Origin of the sequence: Polymorphum gilvum SL003B-26A1, from assembly GCF_000192745.1 — a bacterium.
Lineage (GTDB): Bacteria > Pseudomonadota > Alphaproteobacteria > Rhizobiales > Stappiaceae > Polymorphum > Polymorphum gilvum.
Window position 1 is genome coordinate 2,122,749 of record NC_015259.1, and the last position, 16,731, is coordinate 2,139,479.

General features: G+C 70.0%; 12 protein-coding genes, 1 tRNA gene and 1 riboswitch. Of the genes, 7 read left to right on the forward strand and 6 right to left on the reverse strand.

The annotated features are described in order from the left end of the window. Positions 1–21: 21 nt before the first annotated feature. The 3 genes from SL003B_RS22290 to SL003B_RS10250 all read right to left on the reverse strand — a co-directional run bounded on the left by SL003B_RS22290 (position 22) and on the right by SL003B_RS10250 (position 4,066). Positions 22–903, reverse strand: coding sequence for a universal stress protein (locus SL003B_RS22290; protein WP_013652767.1), 882 nt, complete (start codon positions 901–903; stop codon positions 22–24). A gap of 115 nt (positions 904–1,018) precedes the next feature. Continuing rightward, on the reverse strand, positions 1,019–2,320 hold the full coding sequence (locus tag SL003B_RS10245; RefSeq protein WP_013652768.1) for an ABC transporter ATP-binding protein: 1,302 nt from the start codon (positions 2,318–2,320) through the stop codon (positions 1,019–1,021). A gap of 12 nt (positions 2,321–2,332) precedes the next feature. Then, positions 2,333–4,066, reverse strand: coding sequence for an ABC transporter permease (locus tag SL003B_RS10250; RefSeq protein ID WP_013652769.1), 1,734 nt, complete (start codon positions 4,064–4,066; stop codon positions 2,333–2,335). Positions 4,067–4,462: 396 nt separating this feature from the next. Between SL003B_RS10250 and SL003B_RS10255 the strand changes: the two genes are divergently transcribed. Further along, positions 4,463–5,635 (forward strand): phospholipase D family protein, encoded by a 1,173-nt coding sequence (locus SL003B_RS10255; protein ID WP_013652771.1) that lies wholly within the window; start codon positions 4,463–4,465, stop codon positions 5,633–5,635. A gap of 247 nt (positions 5,636–5,882) precedes the next feature. Here SL003B_RS10255 and SL003B_RS10260 read toward each other — a convergent pair. Next, a tRNA-Asn gene (locus SL003B_RS10260) sits at positions 5,883–5,958 on the reverse strand. Between the two features lie 336 nt (positions 5,959–6,294). Then, a riboswitch (cobalamin riboswitch) is annotated at positions 6,295–6,526 on the forward strand. Between the two features lie 33 nt (positions 6,527–6,559). Between SL003B_RS10260 and SL003B_RS10265 the strand changes: the two genes are divergently transcribed. The 6 genes from SL003B_RS10265 to SL003B_RS10290 all read left to right on the forward strand — a co-directional run bounded on the left by SL003B_RS10265 (position 6,560) and on the right by SL003B_RS10290 (position 15,094). Beyond that, positions 6,560–7,204, forward strand: coding sequence for a HupE/UreJ family protein (locus SL003B_RS10265; protein WP_013652772.1), 645 nt, complete (start codon positions 6,560–6,562; stop codon positions 7,202–7,204). Positions 7,205–7,208: 4 nt separating this feature from the next. Continuing rightward, entirely contained in the window at positions 7,209–7,766 is a 558-nt protein-coding gene (cobU, locus tag SL003B_RS10270; protein ID WP_013652773.1) for a bifunctional adenosylcobinamide kinase/adenosylcobinamide-phosphate guanylyltransferase, read from the forward strand. After that, positions 7,763–8,845: a cobalamin biosynthesis protein CobW gene (cobW, locus tag SL003B_RS10275; RefSeq protein WP_013652774.1), complete on the forward strand. Its 1,083-nt coding sequence runs from the start codon at positions 7,763–7,765 to the stop codon at positions 8,843–8,845. The genes cobU and cobW overlap by 4 nt, the downstream gene beginning before the upstream one ends. Before the next feature lie 193 nt (positions 8,846–9,038). Then, positions 9,039–12,872: a cobaltochelatase subunit CobN gene (gene cobN, locus SL003B_RS10280; protein ID WP_013652775.1), complete on the forward strand. Its 3,834-nt coding sequence runs from the start codon at positions 9,039–9,041 to the stop codon at positions 12,870–12,872. Next, on the forward strand, positions 12,869–13,501 hold the full coding sequence (cobO, locus tag SL003B_RS10285) for a cob(I)yrinic acid a,c-diamide adenosyltransferase (protein ID WP_013652776.1): 633 nt from the start codon (positions 12,869–12,871) through the stop codon (positions 13,499–13,501). Before cobN ends, cobO begins: the two co-directional genes overlap by 4 nt. Before the next feature lie 123 nt (positions 13,502–13,624). Further along, the gene (locus SL003B_RS10290) at positions 13,625–15,094 is read left to right on the forward strand and encodes a cobyric acid synthase (RefSeq protein ID WP_013652777.1); all 1,470 of its coding nucleotides are present in this window, start codon (positions 13,625–13,627) and stop codon (positions 15,092–15,094) included. A gap of 8 nt (positions 15,095–15,102) precedes the next feature. Here the strand turns inward: SL003B_RS10290 and SL003B_RS10295 are convergent, their stop codons facing one another. Together SL003B_RS10295 and cbiB are read right to left on the reverse strand one after the other, a co-directional pair. Then, a complete protein-coding gene (locus SL003B_RS10295) occupies positions 15,103–15,711 on the reverse strand; it encodes a DUF938 domain-containing protein (protein ID WP_013652778.1) in 609 nt (202 codons plus the stop codon). A gap of 14 nt (positions 15,712–15,725) precedes the next feature. Then, on the reverse strand, positions 15,726–16,724 hold the full coding sequence (gene cbiB, locus SL003B_RS10300) for an adenosylcobinamide-phosphate synthase CbiB (RefSeq protein ID WP_013652779.1): 999 nt from the start codon (positions 16,722–16,724) through the stop codon (positions 15,726–15,728). Positions 16,725–16,731 lie beyond the last annotated feature (7 nt).

Genomic DNA, 16,731 nt, shown 5'->3' on the forward strand with positions numbered 1-16,731 from the left:
GGGAGGGGGGAGCATGCTCCCTCAGTGCCGGGTGCTCGCGATCAGGACGTCGCATGTGGCCGTTGCGAGCACCCGCTGCGTGACGCTGCCGAGAAGTGCCCGCAGGACGACCCCGCGCCCGTGCGGTCCGAGGACCATCAGGTCGACCCGGCGGCTGCGCGCCAAGCGCACGAGGGTGCGTCCCGGATCTCCTTCGGCAAGCCGCAGGACGGTCTTGCCCGGTCCGGCGACGTCTTGCGTAAAGGCGGACAGGTTCTCGCGCGCCTTGGCGGCTCTTGCCGAGCGGTACCGGTCCACTTCGGCAGGCGACCTGCCAGCCCGCAGCAGCGCCTGCTCGAACGTGGGCGGCAGGCCGGTGACGTGAACCAGCCGCAGCGTCGCCTGCGGCGCCAACTCGCGCGCCGCCCGCGCGGCGGCTGCGGACTGGGGCGAGAAATCGACGGCGACGACCACGTGCCGATACGGTTCCTCAGGCGGGCGCCGGACCACGAGAACGGGCGCGCACGAGGTTCTGACGATCCTGTCGGCGGTCGAGCCGAGGATCTTCCCCTTCAGCGACCGGCCCCGGTGCGGCCCGACGATGACAAGGTCGGCAGACATCTCCTCCGCCACCCGGGCGAGGGCGTCGTGCGGCGATCCGAACTCGACCCGCGCCAGGCTCCGCCGCGTGCGCCCATGGTCGGCCAGCGCCGTCTCCATCGAGGCCAGCGCCGTCCGGGCGAGGTCGCCGCGCAGCTCGCTTTCGCTGAGGTCTGATCCGGCGGCTGCCTGCGACAGCCAGTCTGCCTCGATGACGTGGATCGCCGCGAGCCGGGCCCCATGGGCCGCGGCCAGCTGAACCGCCCGGGCCAGGACGGCCTCGCTTCCCGTGTCCAGATCGAGCGCGACGACGATCGTTTTCATCGCTGCCTCCTCGCATCCTGTCGGTCCCGCCAGTCAGGCGCCGTCTTGCTCGGCGTCGGTCGCCCGGTCCCGTCCGGTGCCGTTGGCAGGACGTTGCACGGATCGTCGCCGGAACTCAAGGGTTCTCCAGGCTGAACATGTGCGTGCGATCGTCATAGGCGAAAACCTCGGCGTAGCGACCCCAGCTGATCACAGCGCGCAGGGTCTGTTCGGCGTCGTCCGCCGCCATGTGGTCCTCGAGTTCGTCGGAGAAGCGGCTCCAGGGCGCGCGATGGCTCGGCCGTTCGTCGAGGACGCGCCGGATGTGGGCCGCGAGCGCGACATGGGTCAGGAGGTGATGCGCAAACAGATGCTTGCGCTCGTTCGTGTCGGTTTCGGCAAAACGCCGGCCTTCGGGCGTGAGCTTGATGTCGCCGCCTTCGACCTCGGCGAACCTGAGCATCTGCAGGGTCTCCGCGACCGGGAACAGATCGTCGATTTCCATGTGCAGCGAGGTCGCGATGACCGGAAGGTCGGCTTCGCCTTCATAGGGCGCTCCGGCGACGGTTTCCAGCAGGCCTGACAGCAGGTTAGAGGAGACGCGCGGCAGGATGGTGCTGATCCCGGTCCCGGGAAACCGCTCGCTTCGCGCTCCGGCGCGGTCGACGCCGCGTTTCGCCGTCATCTCCACATAGATGCGTTCGACCAGAGCGCGGAAGGCGGGATCGAGGCGGTCGCGCGGGTGCGGCAGGTCGACCGCGATGTCCTTGAGGATTCGGCCTGGATTGCTGCCGAAGACGAGGATCCGGTCGCACATGAGAACCGCTTCCTCAATGTTGTGGGTGACCAGGATCACGCCCCTGATCGGCAGCTGGCCCTCCGACCAGAGGTCGAGGAAATCGGTGCGCAGCGTTTCGGCCGTCAGGACGTCCAGCGCTGAGAACGGCTCGTCCATCAGGAGGATGGTGGGATGAACCACGAGCGCGCGGGCGAAGCCGACACGCTGGCGCATGCCGCCGGACAGCTCGCGCGGATAGGCGGATTCGAAGCCGTCGAGCCCGATGAGGTCGATCGCTTCGATCGCTCGCCGCCGGATCTCGTTGCGCGGCAGGCCGAGGGCCTCAAGACCCAGCTCTACATTGCCGAGCACCGTGAGCCAAGGGAACAGGGCGAAGCCTTGAAACACCATGGCGATGCCGGGCGGGGGCGCCGTCACCGTCCGTCCCAGGTAGCCTATCGATCCGGCGGTCGGCGTCGAGAGCCCGGCGATCAGCCTGAGCAGAGTCGACTTGCCCGAGCCCGAGCGTCCGAGCAGGCCGATGATCTCGCCGTCCCGCACCGTCAGGTCGATCCCGTCGAGAACCAGCAGTTCGCCGCCGTCCGGCCTCGGGAAGGTCTTGCGAACGGAGCGCACATCCAGCAGGGATTCAGAATCCATTGCGTGCTTCCTTCAGCCAAGTCGGTACTTGCGTTCGGCGAACGCGTAGAGCGGACGCCAGAAGATCCGGTTGATGACGACGACGAACGCGCTCATCACGGCAATGCCGAGGACAATGCGGTGAAAGTCGCCGGCTTCGGTCGCGTCGGCGATGAAGGCACCCAGTCCGTGCGCCTGCAACCGGTCCTGACCCCAGCTTGCGACCTCTGCGACGATGCTGGCGTTCCAGGAGCCGCCCGACGCGGTGATCGCGCCAGTGACGTAGAAGGGGAAGACCGCCGGCAAGGCGATCCGTTGCCACCACAACCAGCCGCGCACGCGCAGGCTGGCTCCGATGTCGCGCAGCTCGCTCGGGATGGTCGAGGCGCCGGCGACGACGTTGAACAGGATGTACCACTGCGTGCCGAGGATCATCAGGGGACTGAGCCAGATGTCGGGATCGAGGCGGAATCCGACGATGACGGAGACCGCCAGCGGAAACAGGAGGTTCGCCGGGAAGGCAGCCATGAACTGGGCCACCGGCTGGGCGATCCGTGCCGCGCCCGGACGCAGGCCGATCCACACTCCGACCGGAACCCAGATGATGCTGGCGATCGCGATCAGCACGAACACGCGGATCATTGTCGCAAACCCGAGAAGGACGGCTGTCGCTACGTCAGCGAGGCCGACCCCGGCGGTGAGGAACTGCGCCGCCTTCACGACGCCGAGCAGCGCAACGACAGCGACGGACCCAAGCAGGAGTCGATCGAGCCAGCGGGCGCCGCGTCCGGGATGGGCGGCGGACGCGCTGCCGGCGCCCGGTTTCGGGAGCGCACGGTACGACCATCGCCATGCCGCCCCGAGCGACGCGGTCGCGCGGGCGACGAGCCGGGATCGGCGGAGCGTCATCAGCACCCAGGAACGGGGCGGCGCGACGCCGGTTTCCTGCTCGAAACGGAACCGGTCGGCCCAGGCGACCAGTGGCCGGAACAGCAACTGGTCGTAGATCAGGATGACGAGCAGCATGGTGCCGATCGCCCAGCCGATCGCGCCGAGATCGCGCTCGGCGATGGCGAGCGCGATATAGGAGCCGATGCCTGGCAAGGTGACCGTCGTGCCGCCGACGCTGATCGCTTCGGCGGCAACGACGAAAAACCAGCCGCCCGACATCGACATCATCATGTTCCAGACCAGCGCCGGCATGGCGAACGGCACTTCGAGGCGCCAGAACCGCATCCAGGGCGAGAGACGAAAGGAACGGGCGGCTTCGGCGAGTTCCGCCGGCACGGTGCGCAGCGACTGGTAGAAGCTGAACGCCATGTTCCAGGCCTGGCTGGTGAAGATGGCGAAGACGGCGGCCAGCTCGGCGCCCAGCATCATCCCGGGCGCCAGCGACAGGAAGAAGACGACCGTTACCGAGATGAAGCCGAGAATGGGAACCGACTGGAGGATGTCGAGGAGCGGGATCAGCACGCGTTCTGCGCGGTGGCTCTTGGCGGCCCAGGTGGCATAGGTGAAGGTGAAGACGAGCGACAGCACCATCGCTGCCAGCATGCGCAGGGTCGTGTGCGCGGCGTAGCCGGGCAGCGCGGCGGGATCGAGTACGATGACGTTCTCGTCGGCAGCGGGCAGCGGCTGCATGAGGCCACGGCTCGCCTCGGCAAGGAAGACCAGGGCGCCGAGGACCAGAAGGATCGCGATCAGGTCCCAGAGGCTCGTGGACCTGCGGCCATGGGCGAGGCTCGTCTGCCGGTGCCGGCCAGTCATCGCGCGGCACCGTTCGGTTCGTGCCGGGCAGCGACGGCGACCGCAGGGACGCCCGCCGCGCGGAGCGAAGGAAACCGGTCGAAGGATTTGAACGCGTCGGTGGCCATGTCCGTCCCCGCCTCGTGCCGCAGGACGTGCCGGACTCCGGAGGAACGGCCTATGTCCGGTCGGCACCCTGCCTGATGTGAGATCGACTGCCGTCGTTCATTGCTGTCCTCGTCGGTCGGTCGGAGAAGATCCCGATAACCATGGTCCGGCCGATCTCTTAGCTGCATCAGGACGCGTCGGCAAGCCGGCAGCGGATCGCCAAGATCGGGACCGGGATCGCTGCCCGGACAGATTGTCTTTTCCGGCCTCCGCCTTAATATTTATGAACGTGATGCGGGACGGTGCAGGATGACGATCCGGCTGGTCGACAAGGACTGGGCACGCGAATTCGCCGAGGCGGCTGCCAAGGGCGGCGGCGACCTGCGGATCGTCTCCCCCTTCATCAAGGCCGGGGTGCTTTATCGCCTGCCGCTGGCGGCTCCGGGCGTCGCCAGGGTGATCACGCGGTTCAATCTCGCGGATTTCGCGGAAGGGGTCAGCGACATCGCCGCCCTTCGTGCCCTACTGGAAGCCGGCGTGTCTGTGCGTGGCGTCCGTAACCTGCATGCCAAGCTCTATGTCTTTGCAGACCGGGCAATCGTCACGTCGGCCAATCTGACCGAAGCCGCGCTGAGCCGGAATCTGGAATTCGGCTTCGTGTCCGCGGATGCCGGTGTCCTGGAAACCTGCAGGGCGTATTTCGACGATCTTTGGGCGCGCTGCGGACCTGATCTGACCGCCGGGATGCTGGAGCGATGGGAGCCTATCATGAGCCGGCATCGCCTGTCACACGGACAGCCAATCCGCCAGGAGAAGCTTGCAGATTTCGGCGTCGACGTAGGGTTTGCGAGTCCTCTGGCTTGGGCGACCTTGCCGCTCGTCGCCGAGGCCGCCCAGGCATTCGTGAAATTCCTTGGTGTCAGCAGCGACCGGTTTGCGCTGTCTTATCCGACCGCCGAACTGGTCCGACGGGCGAACTGTCATCGCCTTTTGGCTTATCCGGCGGCAAAGCGGCCTACGGGCGTTCGAGAGGGCGCGGTCATGTACATCGGCCGGTTGACGCGCGATCCGAACGGCAAAAACGACATACACGTGTTCGGCCGGGCTATTGCGGTGCGGCATGAACCGGGACGCGACGATGCGACCGATAAGGAGATCGCGCGTCAGCCTTGGCTGGCGACTTGGCCGAGGTTCGTTCGCGTGCATCATGCAGAGATCCTGGCGGGATCGCTTGCGAACGGCATTTCTCTGAATGACCTGATGGATCACTTAGGCCCGAACTCCTTCGCGCCGACAAAGCGCAATGTTTCCCGGGGAAGCGGGAACACCGATCCGCGCAGGGCCTATCGCCAGCAACCGGCTGTCGAGGTGTCGGCTGAAGGTCGAGCGTGGCTCGACGAGCGGTTTCAGGCCGCTTTGGAGACTCACGGGATCATCCCGAAAGCCGATCTCGAAGCACTGGACTGGTCGCACGGGGCATGAGGTCGCTCAAGCGGAGAGTCGCTTGAGCCGCTAAGCAGCTATTCTCGAGACCGCCTACCGCGCCCCAACCATACCCGTCTTCGGAATTTCACGTCCACGCGCAAGTCACGACCGCGCTATCGGCGTGAGACCCGATGCTGAAACCGATGGAATAGCGGACGATCGTCTTGGGTTTGCTCACCGGAGCAAAACGCCGATCGGTCGCGATTGCACGAAAACAACTTGCGGACAATGGCTTGGAAGAGGATGGCTCCGCGAGCAGGACTCGAACCTGCGACCATTCGATTAACAGTCGAACGCTCTACCAACTGAGCTATCGCGGATCACCATGGGGCGCGCCTGTCGGCCGCCGTCGGTGGCGAGCGTATAACAAAGCCGCAACGGCTTTGCCAAGCCCTTTCTGCACGAAGTTTTCCACAAGGCGAGGCGCCGGGTCTGTGTCGGGGTCGGATCACGGGCCGGATTTGGCGCGCCTGCGGGACGCTTCCGGGCGCCGTCCGGCCACACCGGGGAGCCGAGGAGGGGCGGACGGCCCGTGTCGCCGTGCCCGGCTTGGGTCGTCCCCGCCCCGCGCGGGGATCCATCCGGCCGCGCGTGTTTCCCGTGCGATCGCTCCGGGATCCGCCCCAAGGCGTCCTTGTCGGCCCGTCCGGTTGCGGCTACAACAGAACCGTCACGGTTCCCCGCACGGGCAAAGCCCAGGGGATGAAACGGGAATGCGGTGCGGGACGACTCACCCCGAGGTCCCAAGTCCGCAGCTGCCCCCGCAACTGTCAGCGGCGAGCCCTGCCGCAGCATGCCACTGGCGCCTTTGAACGCGAGGCGCCGGGAAGGCGCGGCGAAGGGCGACGACCCGCGAGCCAGGAGACCGGCCGCGACGCGACGCAACCCAAGCCGCCGTCGGGTGGACGGCCGGAGGATCCCATGACCGCTTTCGTCAAGACCCGTCTCTTCGCCACTCCGCTGGCGCGCCTCGGCGCCCTCGTCCTAGCCACGCTCGCCGCGGCGCCGGCCTCCGCCCATCACATGATGGACGGCGAGATGCCGCAGACCTTCGTCCAGGGACTGCTGTCGGGCCTCGGCCATCCGGTCATCGGCATTGACCATCTCGCCTTCGTCGTCGCCGTCGGCATCGCCGCCGGGCTGCTCGGCCGCAGCCTGCTGCTGCCGGCGGCCTTCGTCGTCGCGACCGTCGCCGGCGTCGTCGTGCATCTCCAGTCCGTCGACCTGCCGCTCGCCGAACTGGTCATCGCCGCCTCGGTGCTCGCCGTGGGCGCCCTTATCGTCACCGGCACCGCGCTGCCGCGCGCGGGCTGGGCGGCGCTGTTCGCGCTCGCCGGTCTGTTCCACGGCTATGCCTACGGCGAGTCCATCGTCGGCGCCGAGCCGGCGCCGCTCTACGCCTATTTCCTCGGCTTCGCCGTCATCCAGACCGCCATCGCCTCGCTCGCCATGCTGCTGACCGCGCCGCGCGCGGCCGGTCAGGCGGGAGCGCTGATGCCGCGGCTGGTCGGCGCCGGCGTCGTCGGCGTCGGCCTGTCGGCCCTGAGCGCGCAGCTGTTCGGCTGAGCCGATGCCGAGCGGTGCCGGGGCAGCCGCCCCGGCCGTCCTCGTCACCGGCGGCGCGCGCTCGGGCAAGAGCCGGTTCGCCGAAGATCTGGTCCTGGCGAGCGGCCTTGCGCCGGTCTATCTCGCCACCGGCGCAGCCGGCGACGGCGAGATGGGCGAGCGCATTGCCGATCACCGCGCCCGTCGCGGGCCGGGGTGGACCACGGTCGAGGAGGGGCTCGAGCTTGCCGCGACGCTTGCCGCCGAGGCGCGGCCGCAGTGTGCCGTGCTGGTCGACTGCCTGACCCTGTGGCTCTCCAACCTGATGCTGGCCGGCCGCGACGTGCCGGCCGAGGTCGCCGCGCTGTGCGCGCTGGTGCCCCGGCTCGCCGGCCCGGTCGTCTTCGTCACCAACGAGGTCGGCCTCGGCATCGTCCCCGACAACGCCCTGGCGCGCGCCTTCCGCGACGCGCAGGGGCGGCTCAACCAGGACCTCGCACGGGTCTGCGGGCGCGTCGTCCTCGTCGCCTGCGGCCTGCCGGTCCTTCTCAAACCCACTCCCGCAGCGGACATGCGCCTATGACCACGGCTTCCAAGATCCCCGCCACCATCGTCACCGGCTTCCTCGGGGCCGGCAAGACGACCCTCATCCGCAACCTCATCGCCCATGCCGGCGGCCGGCGCATCGCGCTGATCGTCAACGAATTCGGCGACATGGGCTTCGACGGCGCGCTGCTCGACGGCTGCGCCGATCCGGCCTGCGCCGCCGACGAGGTGGTCGAGCTGACCAACGGCTGCATCTGCTGCACCGTCGCCGACGACTTCCTGCCGACCATGGAGAAGCTGCTGGACCGCGACACGCCGCCCGACCACATCGTCATCGAGACCTCCGGCCTGGCGCTGCCGCAGCCGCTGGTGCGCGCCTTCTCCTGGCCGGGCGTGAAGACCCGCGTCACCGTCGATGGCGTCATCACCGTGCTCGACGCCGCAGCCCTCGCCGAGGGCCGCATCGCGCTCGACGAGGCGGCGCTTGCCGCCCAGCGCGCCGCCGACGCGGCGCTCGACCACGACAGCCCGGTCGAGGAGCTGTTCCACGACCAACTCGCCTGCGCCGACCTGGTCGTGCTCAACAAGGCCGACCTGGTCGGCGACGAGGCGCTGGAGCGCGTGCGCGCCCACATCGCCGGCGACGTGCGCCCGACGGTGCATGTCGTGGCGGCGGAAAAGGGCTTCCTGCCCGTCGACGTGCTGCTCGGGCGCGGCGCGGCGGCCGAGGACGATCTGGCCGCGCGCCACGCCCACCACCACCATCACGACCACGACGACGACGACCATGACGACGACCACGACGACGACCATGACCATGACCATCACCACCATGACGATTTCGAGAGCTTCATCCTCGACGTCGCGTCCTTCGTCTCGCTGAAGGACGCCGAGGCGCGCGTGCTCGCCGCCATAGCGCGGCCCGGCGTGCTCCGCATCAAGGGCGCGGTGGCGGTCGCCGGCAAGCCCGCGCCGGCCATGGTCCAGGCCGTCGGCCCGCGCGTCGAGGCCTGGTTCGCCGCCGGCGCGGCCGCTCCCGGCCGCCTGGTCGTCATCGGCCTCAAGGGGCTCGACCGCGCCGGCGTCGAATCCGCCCTCGCTGCTGCGGCGGCCTGAGCCCCGAGACAACGCTTGGCCGAGACATGACCTTGCCTTGCCCCGTCACCCCGGATCTCCGCGGCGCTCTCCCGGGTGGAGGATGGGGCACCGCCGCGCCCGTTCCGCTGCCGGGCGGTGGGGGGCGCTGGGCCGACAGGATCGCGGGCCGGCCGGCGGGCGCCGTCCGCAGCCTTGCGCAAGGAATCCGCTGATGCACATCCTGGCCAGCCGGACGGGGCGGATCGATGACGGCGGCGAGGCGGTCGACCTCGGCCAGGATCCGGCCGACATCGTGCTGCTGACGGCCGCTGACACGGAACTCGCCGCCTTCGCCGCCGCGCAGCGCCGGCTCGGACCGGGAGCGGCCAGCCTGCGGCTTGCCAGCCTGATGGCGCTCGCCCATCCCTATTCGGTCGACCTCTACGCCGAGAAGACGGTCGCCGGCTCGAAGCTCGTCGTGCTGCGCCTGCTCGGCGGCGCGGCCTATTTCGCCTACGGCCTGGAGCGGCTGGAGGAGGAGGCGCGCCGCTCCGGCGTCGCCCTGCTGGTGGTACCGGGCGACGACGGCTGGGACGAGGCGCTGGCGCGGCGCTCCAGCGTACCGGTCGAGGCGGCGCGCCGCTTCTGGCGCTACTGCGTCGAGGGCGGGGCGGAAAACCACGCCAACGCGCTGCGCCATGCCGCCCATCTGATCGGCCTTGGCGACGCGCCGCCGCCGCCCGCGCCGCTGCCGCGCGCCGGGCTCTACCTGCCCGGCCATGGGGCGCCCGGCCTCGACGACCTCGCCGCCACCTGGCGCGATCCGGCCCGGCCGCTGGCGGCGGTGGTGTTCTACCGCGCGCTCGTCCAGGGCGGCGAGACGGCGCCGGTCGACGCGCTGGTCGCCGCGCTCGACGCGGCCGGCGTCAACGCGCTGCCGGTGTTCGTCGCCTCGCTCAAGGAGGCCGAATCCGCCGCCGTGCTCGCCGGCCTCATGGCCGCCGCGCCGCCCGACGTGGTGCTCAACGCCACCGCCTTCGCCGTCGGCAAGGCGGGTGCCGTGCACGCGACCACGCCGCTCGACGCGCCGGGTCGGCCGGTGCTGCAGGTGGTGTTCTCGTCGTCCTCGCGCGAGGGCTGGGCGGACAGCGACCAGGGCCTGTCGGTGCGCGACCTCGCCATGCATGTCGTGCTGCCCGAGGTCGACGGCCGGCTCACCACCCGCGCCGTCTCCTTCAAGGAGGAGGGTGCCTTCGACCCGGCGACCCAGTCGGCGCCGATGCGCTTCGTCGGCGACGCCGGCCGCACGGCCTTCGTCGCCGAGTTCGCCGCCGCCTGGGCCCGGCTCGCGCGCACGCCGGCCGCCGGGCGCCGGGTCGCGCTGGTGCTCGCCAACTATCCCAACCGCGACGGGCGGCTCGCCAACGGCGTCGGCCTCGACACGCCGGCGTCCTGCGCCGCCCTGCTGACCGCGCTCGCCGCTGCCGGCTACGCGCTCGAGAGCGTGCCGGCGGACGGTGCCGCGTTGATGGCGCGTCTCGGGCAGGGGGTGACCAACGCGCTCGTCGGCCGCGACGCGCGGCGGCTCTGCGAGACCCTGCCGCTTGCCGACTATGCGGCCGCCTTCGACACCCTGCCTGAGGCGGTCCGGGATGCGGTCACGGCGCGCTGGGGCCGGCCCGAGGCCGATCCCCATGTCGCCGGCGGCGCCTTCCGCCTCGCGCTGCACCGCTTCGGCAACGCCGTGGTCGGCATCCAGCCGGCGCGCGGCTACAACATCGATCCCAAGGCGACCTACCACGATCCGGACCTGGTGCCGCCGCACCACTATTTCGCCTTCTACGTCTGGCTCAGGCGCGTGTTCGGTGCCCAGGCGGTCGTCCATCTCGGCAAGCACGGCAACCTCGAATGGCTGCCGGGCAAGGCGCTGGCGCTGAGCGAGACCTGCTATCCGGAGGCCGTGCTCGGCCCGCTGCCGAACGTCTATCCGTTCATCGTCAACGATCCGGGCGAGGGCGCCCAGGCCAAGCGACGCACGGCCGCCGTCATCGTCGATCACCTGACGCCGCCGCTGACGCGCGCCGAAAATCATGGCGTCGCCGGCGAACTGGAGACCCTGCTCGACGAATACTACCTTGCCGCCGGCGTCGACCCGCGCCGGCTCAAGGTGCTCACCCGCGACATCCTCGACCTTGCCGCCCGCGCCGGCCTCGACGCCGACATCGGCCTCGATGACGCCATGGACGAGGCGACGCGGCTCGCCCGGCTCGACGCCCATCTGTGCGATCTCAAGGAACTGCAGATCCGCGACGGCCTGCACATCCTGGGGCAGAGCCCGGACGGCGACCTGCTCGCCGACCTCCTCGTCGCGCTCGTGCGCGTGCCGCGCGGGTCGCGCCCCGGCGACGACAGCCTGCAGCGCGCCATCGCCCGCGATCTGGGGCTGGGCGGAGACGTTTCGAATTCAACCTCTCCATCGTCATCCCGGATCTCTTCTGACGCACCGTCCGGGATGCCGATGGAGAGCGCAATGTTCGACCCGCTCGACTGCGATTTTTCCGCACCCTGGAGCGGGCCGAAGCCTGACCTGCTGGCCGCGCTTTCCGCCGATCCCTGGCGCTCGGCCGGCGACACGGTGGAACGGATCGAGCTGTTGGCGCAGAAGCTGGTCTCTGGCGAGGCGAAGCCGGATGAACGCTGGAGCGCGACCCGGGCTGTCCTCGACGAGATCGAGACGCGCCTCAGGCCCGCCGTGCGCGCCTGCGGCCCGGCCGAGACGGCGGCCGTTCTCGCCGCGCTTGCCGGCCGCTTCGTCGCGCCCGGACCCTCCGGAGCGCCGACGCGCGGGCGGCCCGACGTGCTGCCGACGGGCCGCAACTTCTATTCCGTCGACGTGCGCGCGGTGCCGACCGAGACCGCCTGGCGTATCGGCGAGAAATCCGCCGCCCTCGTCGCCGAGCGCTATTTCCAGGAGGAGGGCGAGTGGCCGAAGGCGCTGGCGCTGACCTGCTGGGGCACCGCCAACATGCGCACCGGCGGCGACGACATCGCCCAGGCGCTGGCCCTGATCGGCGCCCGTCCGGTCTGGGAGCCGGGCTCCGGCCGCGTCACCGGCTTCGAGATCCTGCCGCTCGCCGCACTCGGCCGCCCGCGCATCGACGTGACGCTGCGCGTCTCCGGCTTCTTCCGCGACGCCTTCCCGCACCAGATCGACCTGTTCGACAGCGCGGTGCGTGCCGTCGCCGGCCTTAACGAGCCCGAGGCGGCCAATCCGATCGCCGCGCGCGTGCTCATGGATCGAATCAAGTTCGAGCGCCAGGACCTTGATGGTGAAGAGTCAGCCCGGCGCGCCGCCTTCCGCGTTTTCGGCTCCAAGCCGGGCGCGTATGGTGCCGGGCTGCAGGCGCTGATCGACGAGGGGCTGTGGGCCGAGCGCGCGGATTTCGCAGACGCCTTCCTCGCCTGGGGCGGCTACGCCTATGGCGGCGGCGCCGGCGGCGCGCAGGCCCGTGCCGACCTCGAGACGAGGCTAGCGGCCGTCGACGTCGTCCTGCATAACCAGGACAACCGCGAGCACGACCTGCTCGACAGCGACGACTACTACCAGTTCGAGGGCGGGCTCGCCGCCACCGTCGAGACGCTGAAGGGGGCGCCGCCGCGCGTCTACCACACCGACCATTCGCGGCCCGAGCGCCCCGTGGTGCGTGCGCTGTCGGAGGAGATCGGCCGCGTCGTGCGCGGCCGGGCGGCCAATCCGAAATGGATCGCCGGAGTCATGCGCCACGGCTACAAGGGCGCCTTCGAGATCGCCGCCACACTCGACTACCTGTTCGCCTTTGCGGCGACGACGCGCGCGGTCGGCGACCATCACTTCGACCAGCTGTTCGACGCCTACCTGGAGGACGCCGAGGTGCGCGCCTTCCTGCAGGCGGAAAACCCCGCCGCCTATGGCGAGATCCTGGCGCGCTTTTCCGAGGCGCTGCGGCGCGGGCTGTGGACGCCGCGCCGCAACAGCACCCATGCTAGACTGACCGACCTGATCGGCAAGACCGAGGACCCGACGTGAGCGACAAGACCGGCGACCTTTCGCAAGAGGAACTCAACGCCCGCCATGCGGAGAAGATGCGCAAGAAGAAGGCGGCGCGCGACAAGATCATGGCCACCAAGACCATCGAGAAGGGCCTGGTCATCGTCCACACCGGCAAGGGCAAGGGCAAGTCGACCGCCGGCTTCGGCATGGTGTTCCGCTCGCTCGGCCATGGCCACAGGGTCGGCGTGGTGCAGTTCGTCAAGGGCCGCATCGAAACCGGCGAACGGCTGGCGCTGGAGCGCTTCTCCGACCTGGTCACGGTCAAGCGCATGGGCGAGGGCTTCACCTGGGAGACCCAGGATCGCCAGCGCGACATCGACGCCGCCCGCGCCGCCTGGGAGGCGGCCAAGGCGATGATCCGCTCCGGCGACTACCGCCTGGTCCTGTGCGACGAACTCAACATCGTGCTGCGCTACGATTACCTGCCGGTCGAGGAGGTGGTTGCGTTCCTGAAGGACGAAAAGCCGGCCGACGTCCATGTCGTCATCACCGGCCGCAACGCCCGGGACGAGTTGATCGAGATCGCCGACCTCGTCACCGAGATGGAGCAGGTCAAGCACCCGTTCCGCTCCGGCGTGAAGCCGCAGGAAGGAATCGAGTTCTGAGCCTGCCGCTCGCCGCCTGCCACCGGCAGGTTTTCGGCGACTCTCCGGTGACTCTCCGGCGACTCTCCGGCGCCGCGTCGGAGGGGTTCGGGACGGGAGTAGGGGACGATCGGGACGCACCGAATGACCGCTGAGGGTACGCGCACTCCCGCCCTGATGATCCAGGGCACCGGCTCCAACGTCGGCAAGAGCCTGATCGTGGCGGGCCTCGCCCGGCTGTTTGCCGATCGCGGGCTGAAGGTTCGCCCGTTCAAGCCGCAGAACATGTCGAACAACGCCGCGGTGACCGCCGACGGCGGCGAGATCGGCCGCGCCCAGGCGCTGCAGGCGCGCGCCTGCCGGCTGGCCCCGAGCGTGCACATGAACCCGGTGCTGCTGAAGCCCGAGACCGATACCGGCGCCCAGGTGATCGTCCAGGGCCGGCGCGTCGCGACGCTCAGGGCGCGCGACTACGGCAGCCGGAAAGCCGAACTCCTGCCGAAGGTTCTGGAGAGTTTTTCAGAAATCGAATCCGGCGCCGACCTGGTTCTGGTCGAAGGCGCCGGCAGCCCGGCGGAGATCAACCTGCGGGCCGGCGACATCGCCAACATGGGCTTCGCCGAGGCTGCCGATCTGCCGGTCCTGCTGGTCGGCGACATCGACCGCGGCGGCGTCATCGCCTCGCTGGTCGGTACCCACGCGGTGCTGGAGGAGGCCGAGCGCCGGCGCATCAAGGCGTTCCTGATCAACCGCTTCCGCGGCGAGGTCGCGCTGTTCGACCGGGGCCTCGCCGAGATCGCCGCGCGCACCGGCTGGACCTCCGCCGGCGTCGTGCCGTGGTTTGCCGAGGCCGCAAGATTGCCGGCGGAAGATGCCCTCGGCCTCGCCGAAGGCCAGGGATCGGGACCGGTCAAGGTCGCCGTGCCGGTCCTCGCGCGGATCGCCAATTTCGACGACCTCAACCCGTTACGCCAGGAAGAGGCGGTGACGCTCGTCCTCGTGCAGCCGGGCGAAGCGTTGCCGGGCGATGCCGACGTCGTGCTGCTGCCCGGCACCAAGTCGACCGTCGGCGACCTCGCCTTCCTGCGCGCCCAGGGCTGGGACATCGATCTTGCCGCCCATCGCCGGCGCGGCGGCCGCATCCTCGGCCTGTGCGGCGGCTACCAGATGCTCGGCCGCACGGTGTCCGACCCGCACGGCATCGAGGGGCCGGCGGGAACTGTCGAGGGTCTCGGGCTCCTCGAGGTCGACACGGTGCTGACGCCGGACAAGACCCTGGTCGAGGCGCATGGCCTGCACCGGCCGACCGGCGTGCCGGTGTCCGGCTACGAGATCCACATCGGCCGCACCGTCGGGCCCGACTGCGCCCGGCCGCTGGTCGACCTCGACGGCCGGCCCGACGGCGCACTCTCCGCCGACGGTCGCGTCGCCGGCACCTATCTGCACGGGTTGTTCGGGTCCGACGCCTTCCGCGGGGCCTGGCTTGCCGGCTTCGGCGCGGCCTCGACGCTTGCCTATGACGCCGGCACCGACGCCGTGCTCGACCGCCTCGCCGCCCATCTGCAGGCGGCGGTCGACATCGATCGCGTTCTGGACATCGCCCGAAGCCGGTGACAGTCGGTTCAGCCGCGGCGCCAGGTCACCAGCTGGTTGTTGGCCGGCAGGCTGTTGTCGGCGACCAGCATCAGCCCGGCGGCGCGGGCGAGCGCGTCGACCGCCTCGAAGTCGCGCAGCCCGCTCAGCGGATCGCGCTCGCGCAGGCTGGCGTCGAAGGCCTCGTTGCTCGGCGTGGTGAAGGCGCCGTCGTACTTGAAGGCGCCGTAGACGCACAGCGTGCCGCCGTCGGCGAGTGCTTCCTCGACGCCGGCGAAGAAGCGCTGCACGTGGTCCCAGGACATGATGTGCAGGCTGTTGGCGGTGAAGATCGCGTCGAAGGCGTCGGGCGCGTCGCGGGCCGGCACCGGCCAGGGCAGGTCGCCGGCATCGAGCTCGATCGGCGACAGCAGGTTGTCGAGGTCAGTTTCCGCGATTCGCTGTTCCAGCGCGTCGAGATGTTCGGGCAGATCGCTCGGCTGCCAGGTCAGGGGCGGCAGGTTGGCGGCGAAATGGACGGCGTGCTGGCCGGTTCCGCTGGCGATTTCCAGGACCCGCCGGCTGGAGCGGAAGGCGTCCTTCAGGACGGCGAGGATCGGGTGCTTGTTGTTTTCTGCGGCAGCGGAGAAGGGCAGCATGTGCGTCGATCTGGTCAGGCGCTCGGAACTGTGGCGGCTAAGGTGAAACCCGTTGCAGCAATCAAGACCAGCAAAGCGAGCAGGACGCAAGCCCCTGCCATGGTCGCAAGCGCCCGGTGGATGTCTCGTGCCGTCAGGTCCCGGCGCCCGGCGGCGTTCAGGAACGGGTCGTCGACCGTGTAGCCGGCATAGGCGCGCGGGCCGGCGAGCGCGATGCCGAGCGCCCCGGCCATCGCCGCCTCGGGCCAGCCGGCGTTGGGCGAGCGGTGCTTGGCCGCGTCGCGGCGCACGCTCGCCAGCGCTGCCGTTGCGCTGCCGCCGGCGATCGGCGCGACCAGCGCGATCAGCAGGCCCGACAGACGCGAGGCCGGCAGGTTGACCAGGTCGTCGAAGCGCGCCGCCGCCCAGCCGAAATCGCGGTGGCGGTCGGTCTTGTGGCCGATCATCGAATCCGCGGTGTTGACCGCCTTGTATGCGACCAGGCCGGGCAGGCCGAGCAGGGCGAACCACAGCGCCGGCGCGACCACGCCGTCGGAGAAGTTCTCCGCCGCCGATTCGATCGCCGCCCGCGCCACGCCCGCTTCGTCCAGCCGCTCCGGATCTCGCCCGACGATCATCGCCACGGCGCGCCGGCCGCTGGCAAGGCCGTCGCGCGTCAGCCCCGCGGCGACGGCGGCGACGTGCTGGTAGAGGCTTTTCTGCGCGATCAGCACCGAGGCGATCAGGCCGATCAGGATCCATCCGTAGGTCATGGCCGAGAGCATAGCCTGAACGATCCAGCCGAGGATAAGACTCATGCCGACCAGCAGGACGAGGGTCGCGACACCGGCTGCGCGACGGCGCTCAGGGGTCATGGCCTCCTTGTTCAAGTGCCTGTCGCACAAGCCTATTCCGGCAGCAATCCAGGTCACGGGGTGGGGCAGGCGGCGCCACAGCGGAGCCGGGTCGCCGATCAGTCCGTCGAGGACAAGGGCGAGGAGCAGCAGCCAGAGGCAGTCGGGAAACAGGAGCATGGTGCGA

Bases quoted from the DNA above. Each gene is read 5' to 3' on its own strand.
- cobW (WP_013652774.1), top strand. From the start codon at position 7,763: ATGACCACGGCTTCCAAGATCCCCGCCACCATCGTCACCGGCTTCCTC.
- SL003B_RS10250 (WP_013652769.1), bottom strand. From the start codon at position 4,066: ATGACTGGCCGGCACCGGCAGACGAGCCTCGCCCATGGCCGCAGGTCC.
- SL003B_RS10290 (WP_013652777.1), top strand. From the start codon at position 13,625: ATGACCGCTGAGGGTACGCGCACTCCCGCCCTGATGATCCAGGGCACC.
- SL003B_RS10265 (WP_013652772.1), top strand. From the start codon at position 6,560: ATGACCGCTTTCGTCAAGACCCGTCTCTTCGCCACTCCGCTGGCGCGC.
- cobU (WP_013652773.1), top strand. From the start codon at position 7,209: ATGCCGAGCGGTGCCGGGGCAGCCGCCCCGGCCGTCCTCGTCACCGGC.
- SL003B_RS10295 (WP_013652778.1), bottom strand. From the start codon at position 15,711: ATGCTGCCCTTCTCCGCTGCCGCAGAAAACAACAAGCACCCGATCCTC.
- SL003B_RS22290 (WP_013652767.1), bottom strand. From the start codon at position 903: ATGAAAACGATCGTCGTCGCGCTCGATCTGGACACGGGAAGCGAGGCC.
- cbiB (WP_013652779.1), bottom strand. From the start codon at position 16,724: ATGCTCCTGTTTCCCGACTGCCTCTGGCTGCTGCTCCTCGCCCTTGTC.
- SL003B_RS10245 (WP_013652768.1), bottom strand. From the start codon at position 2,320: ATGGATTCTGAATCCCTGCTGGATGTGCGCTCCGTTCGCAAGACCTTC.
- cobN (WP_013652775.1), top strand. From the start codon at position 9,039: ATGCACATCCTGGCCAGCCGGACGGGGCGGATCGATGACGGCGGCGAG.
- SL003B_RS10255 (WP_013652771.1), top strand. From the start codon at position 4,463: ATGACGATCCGGCTGGTCGACAAGGACTGGGCACGCGAATTCGCCGAG.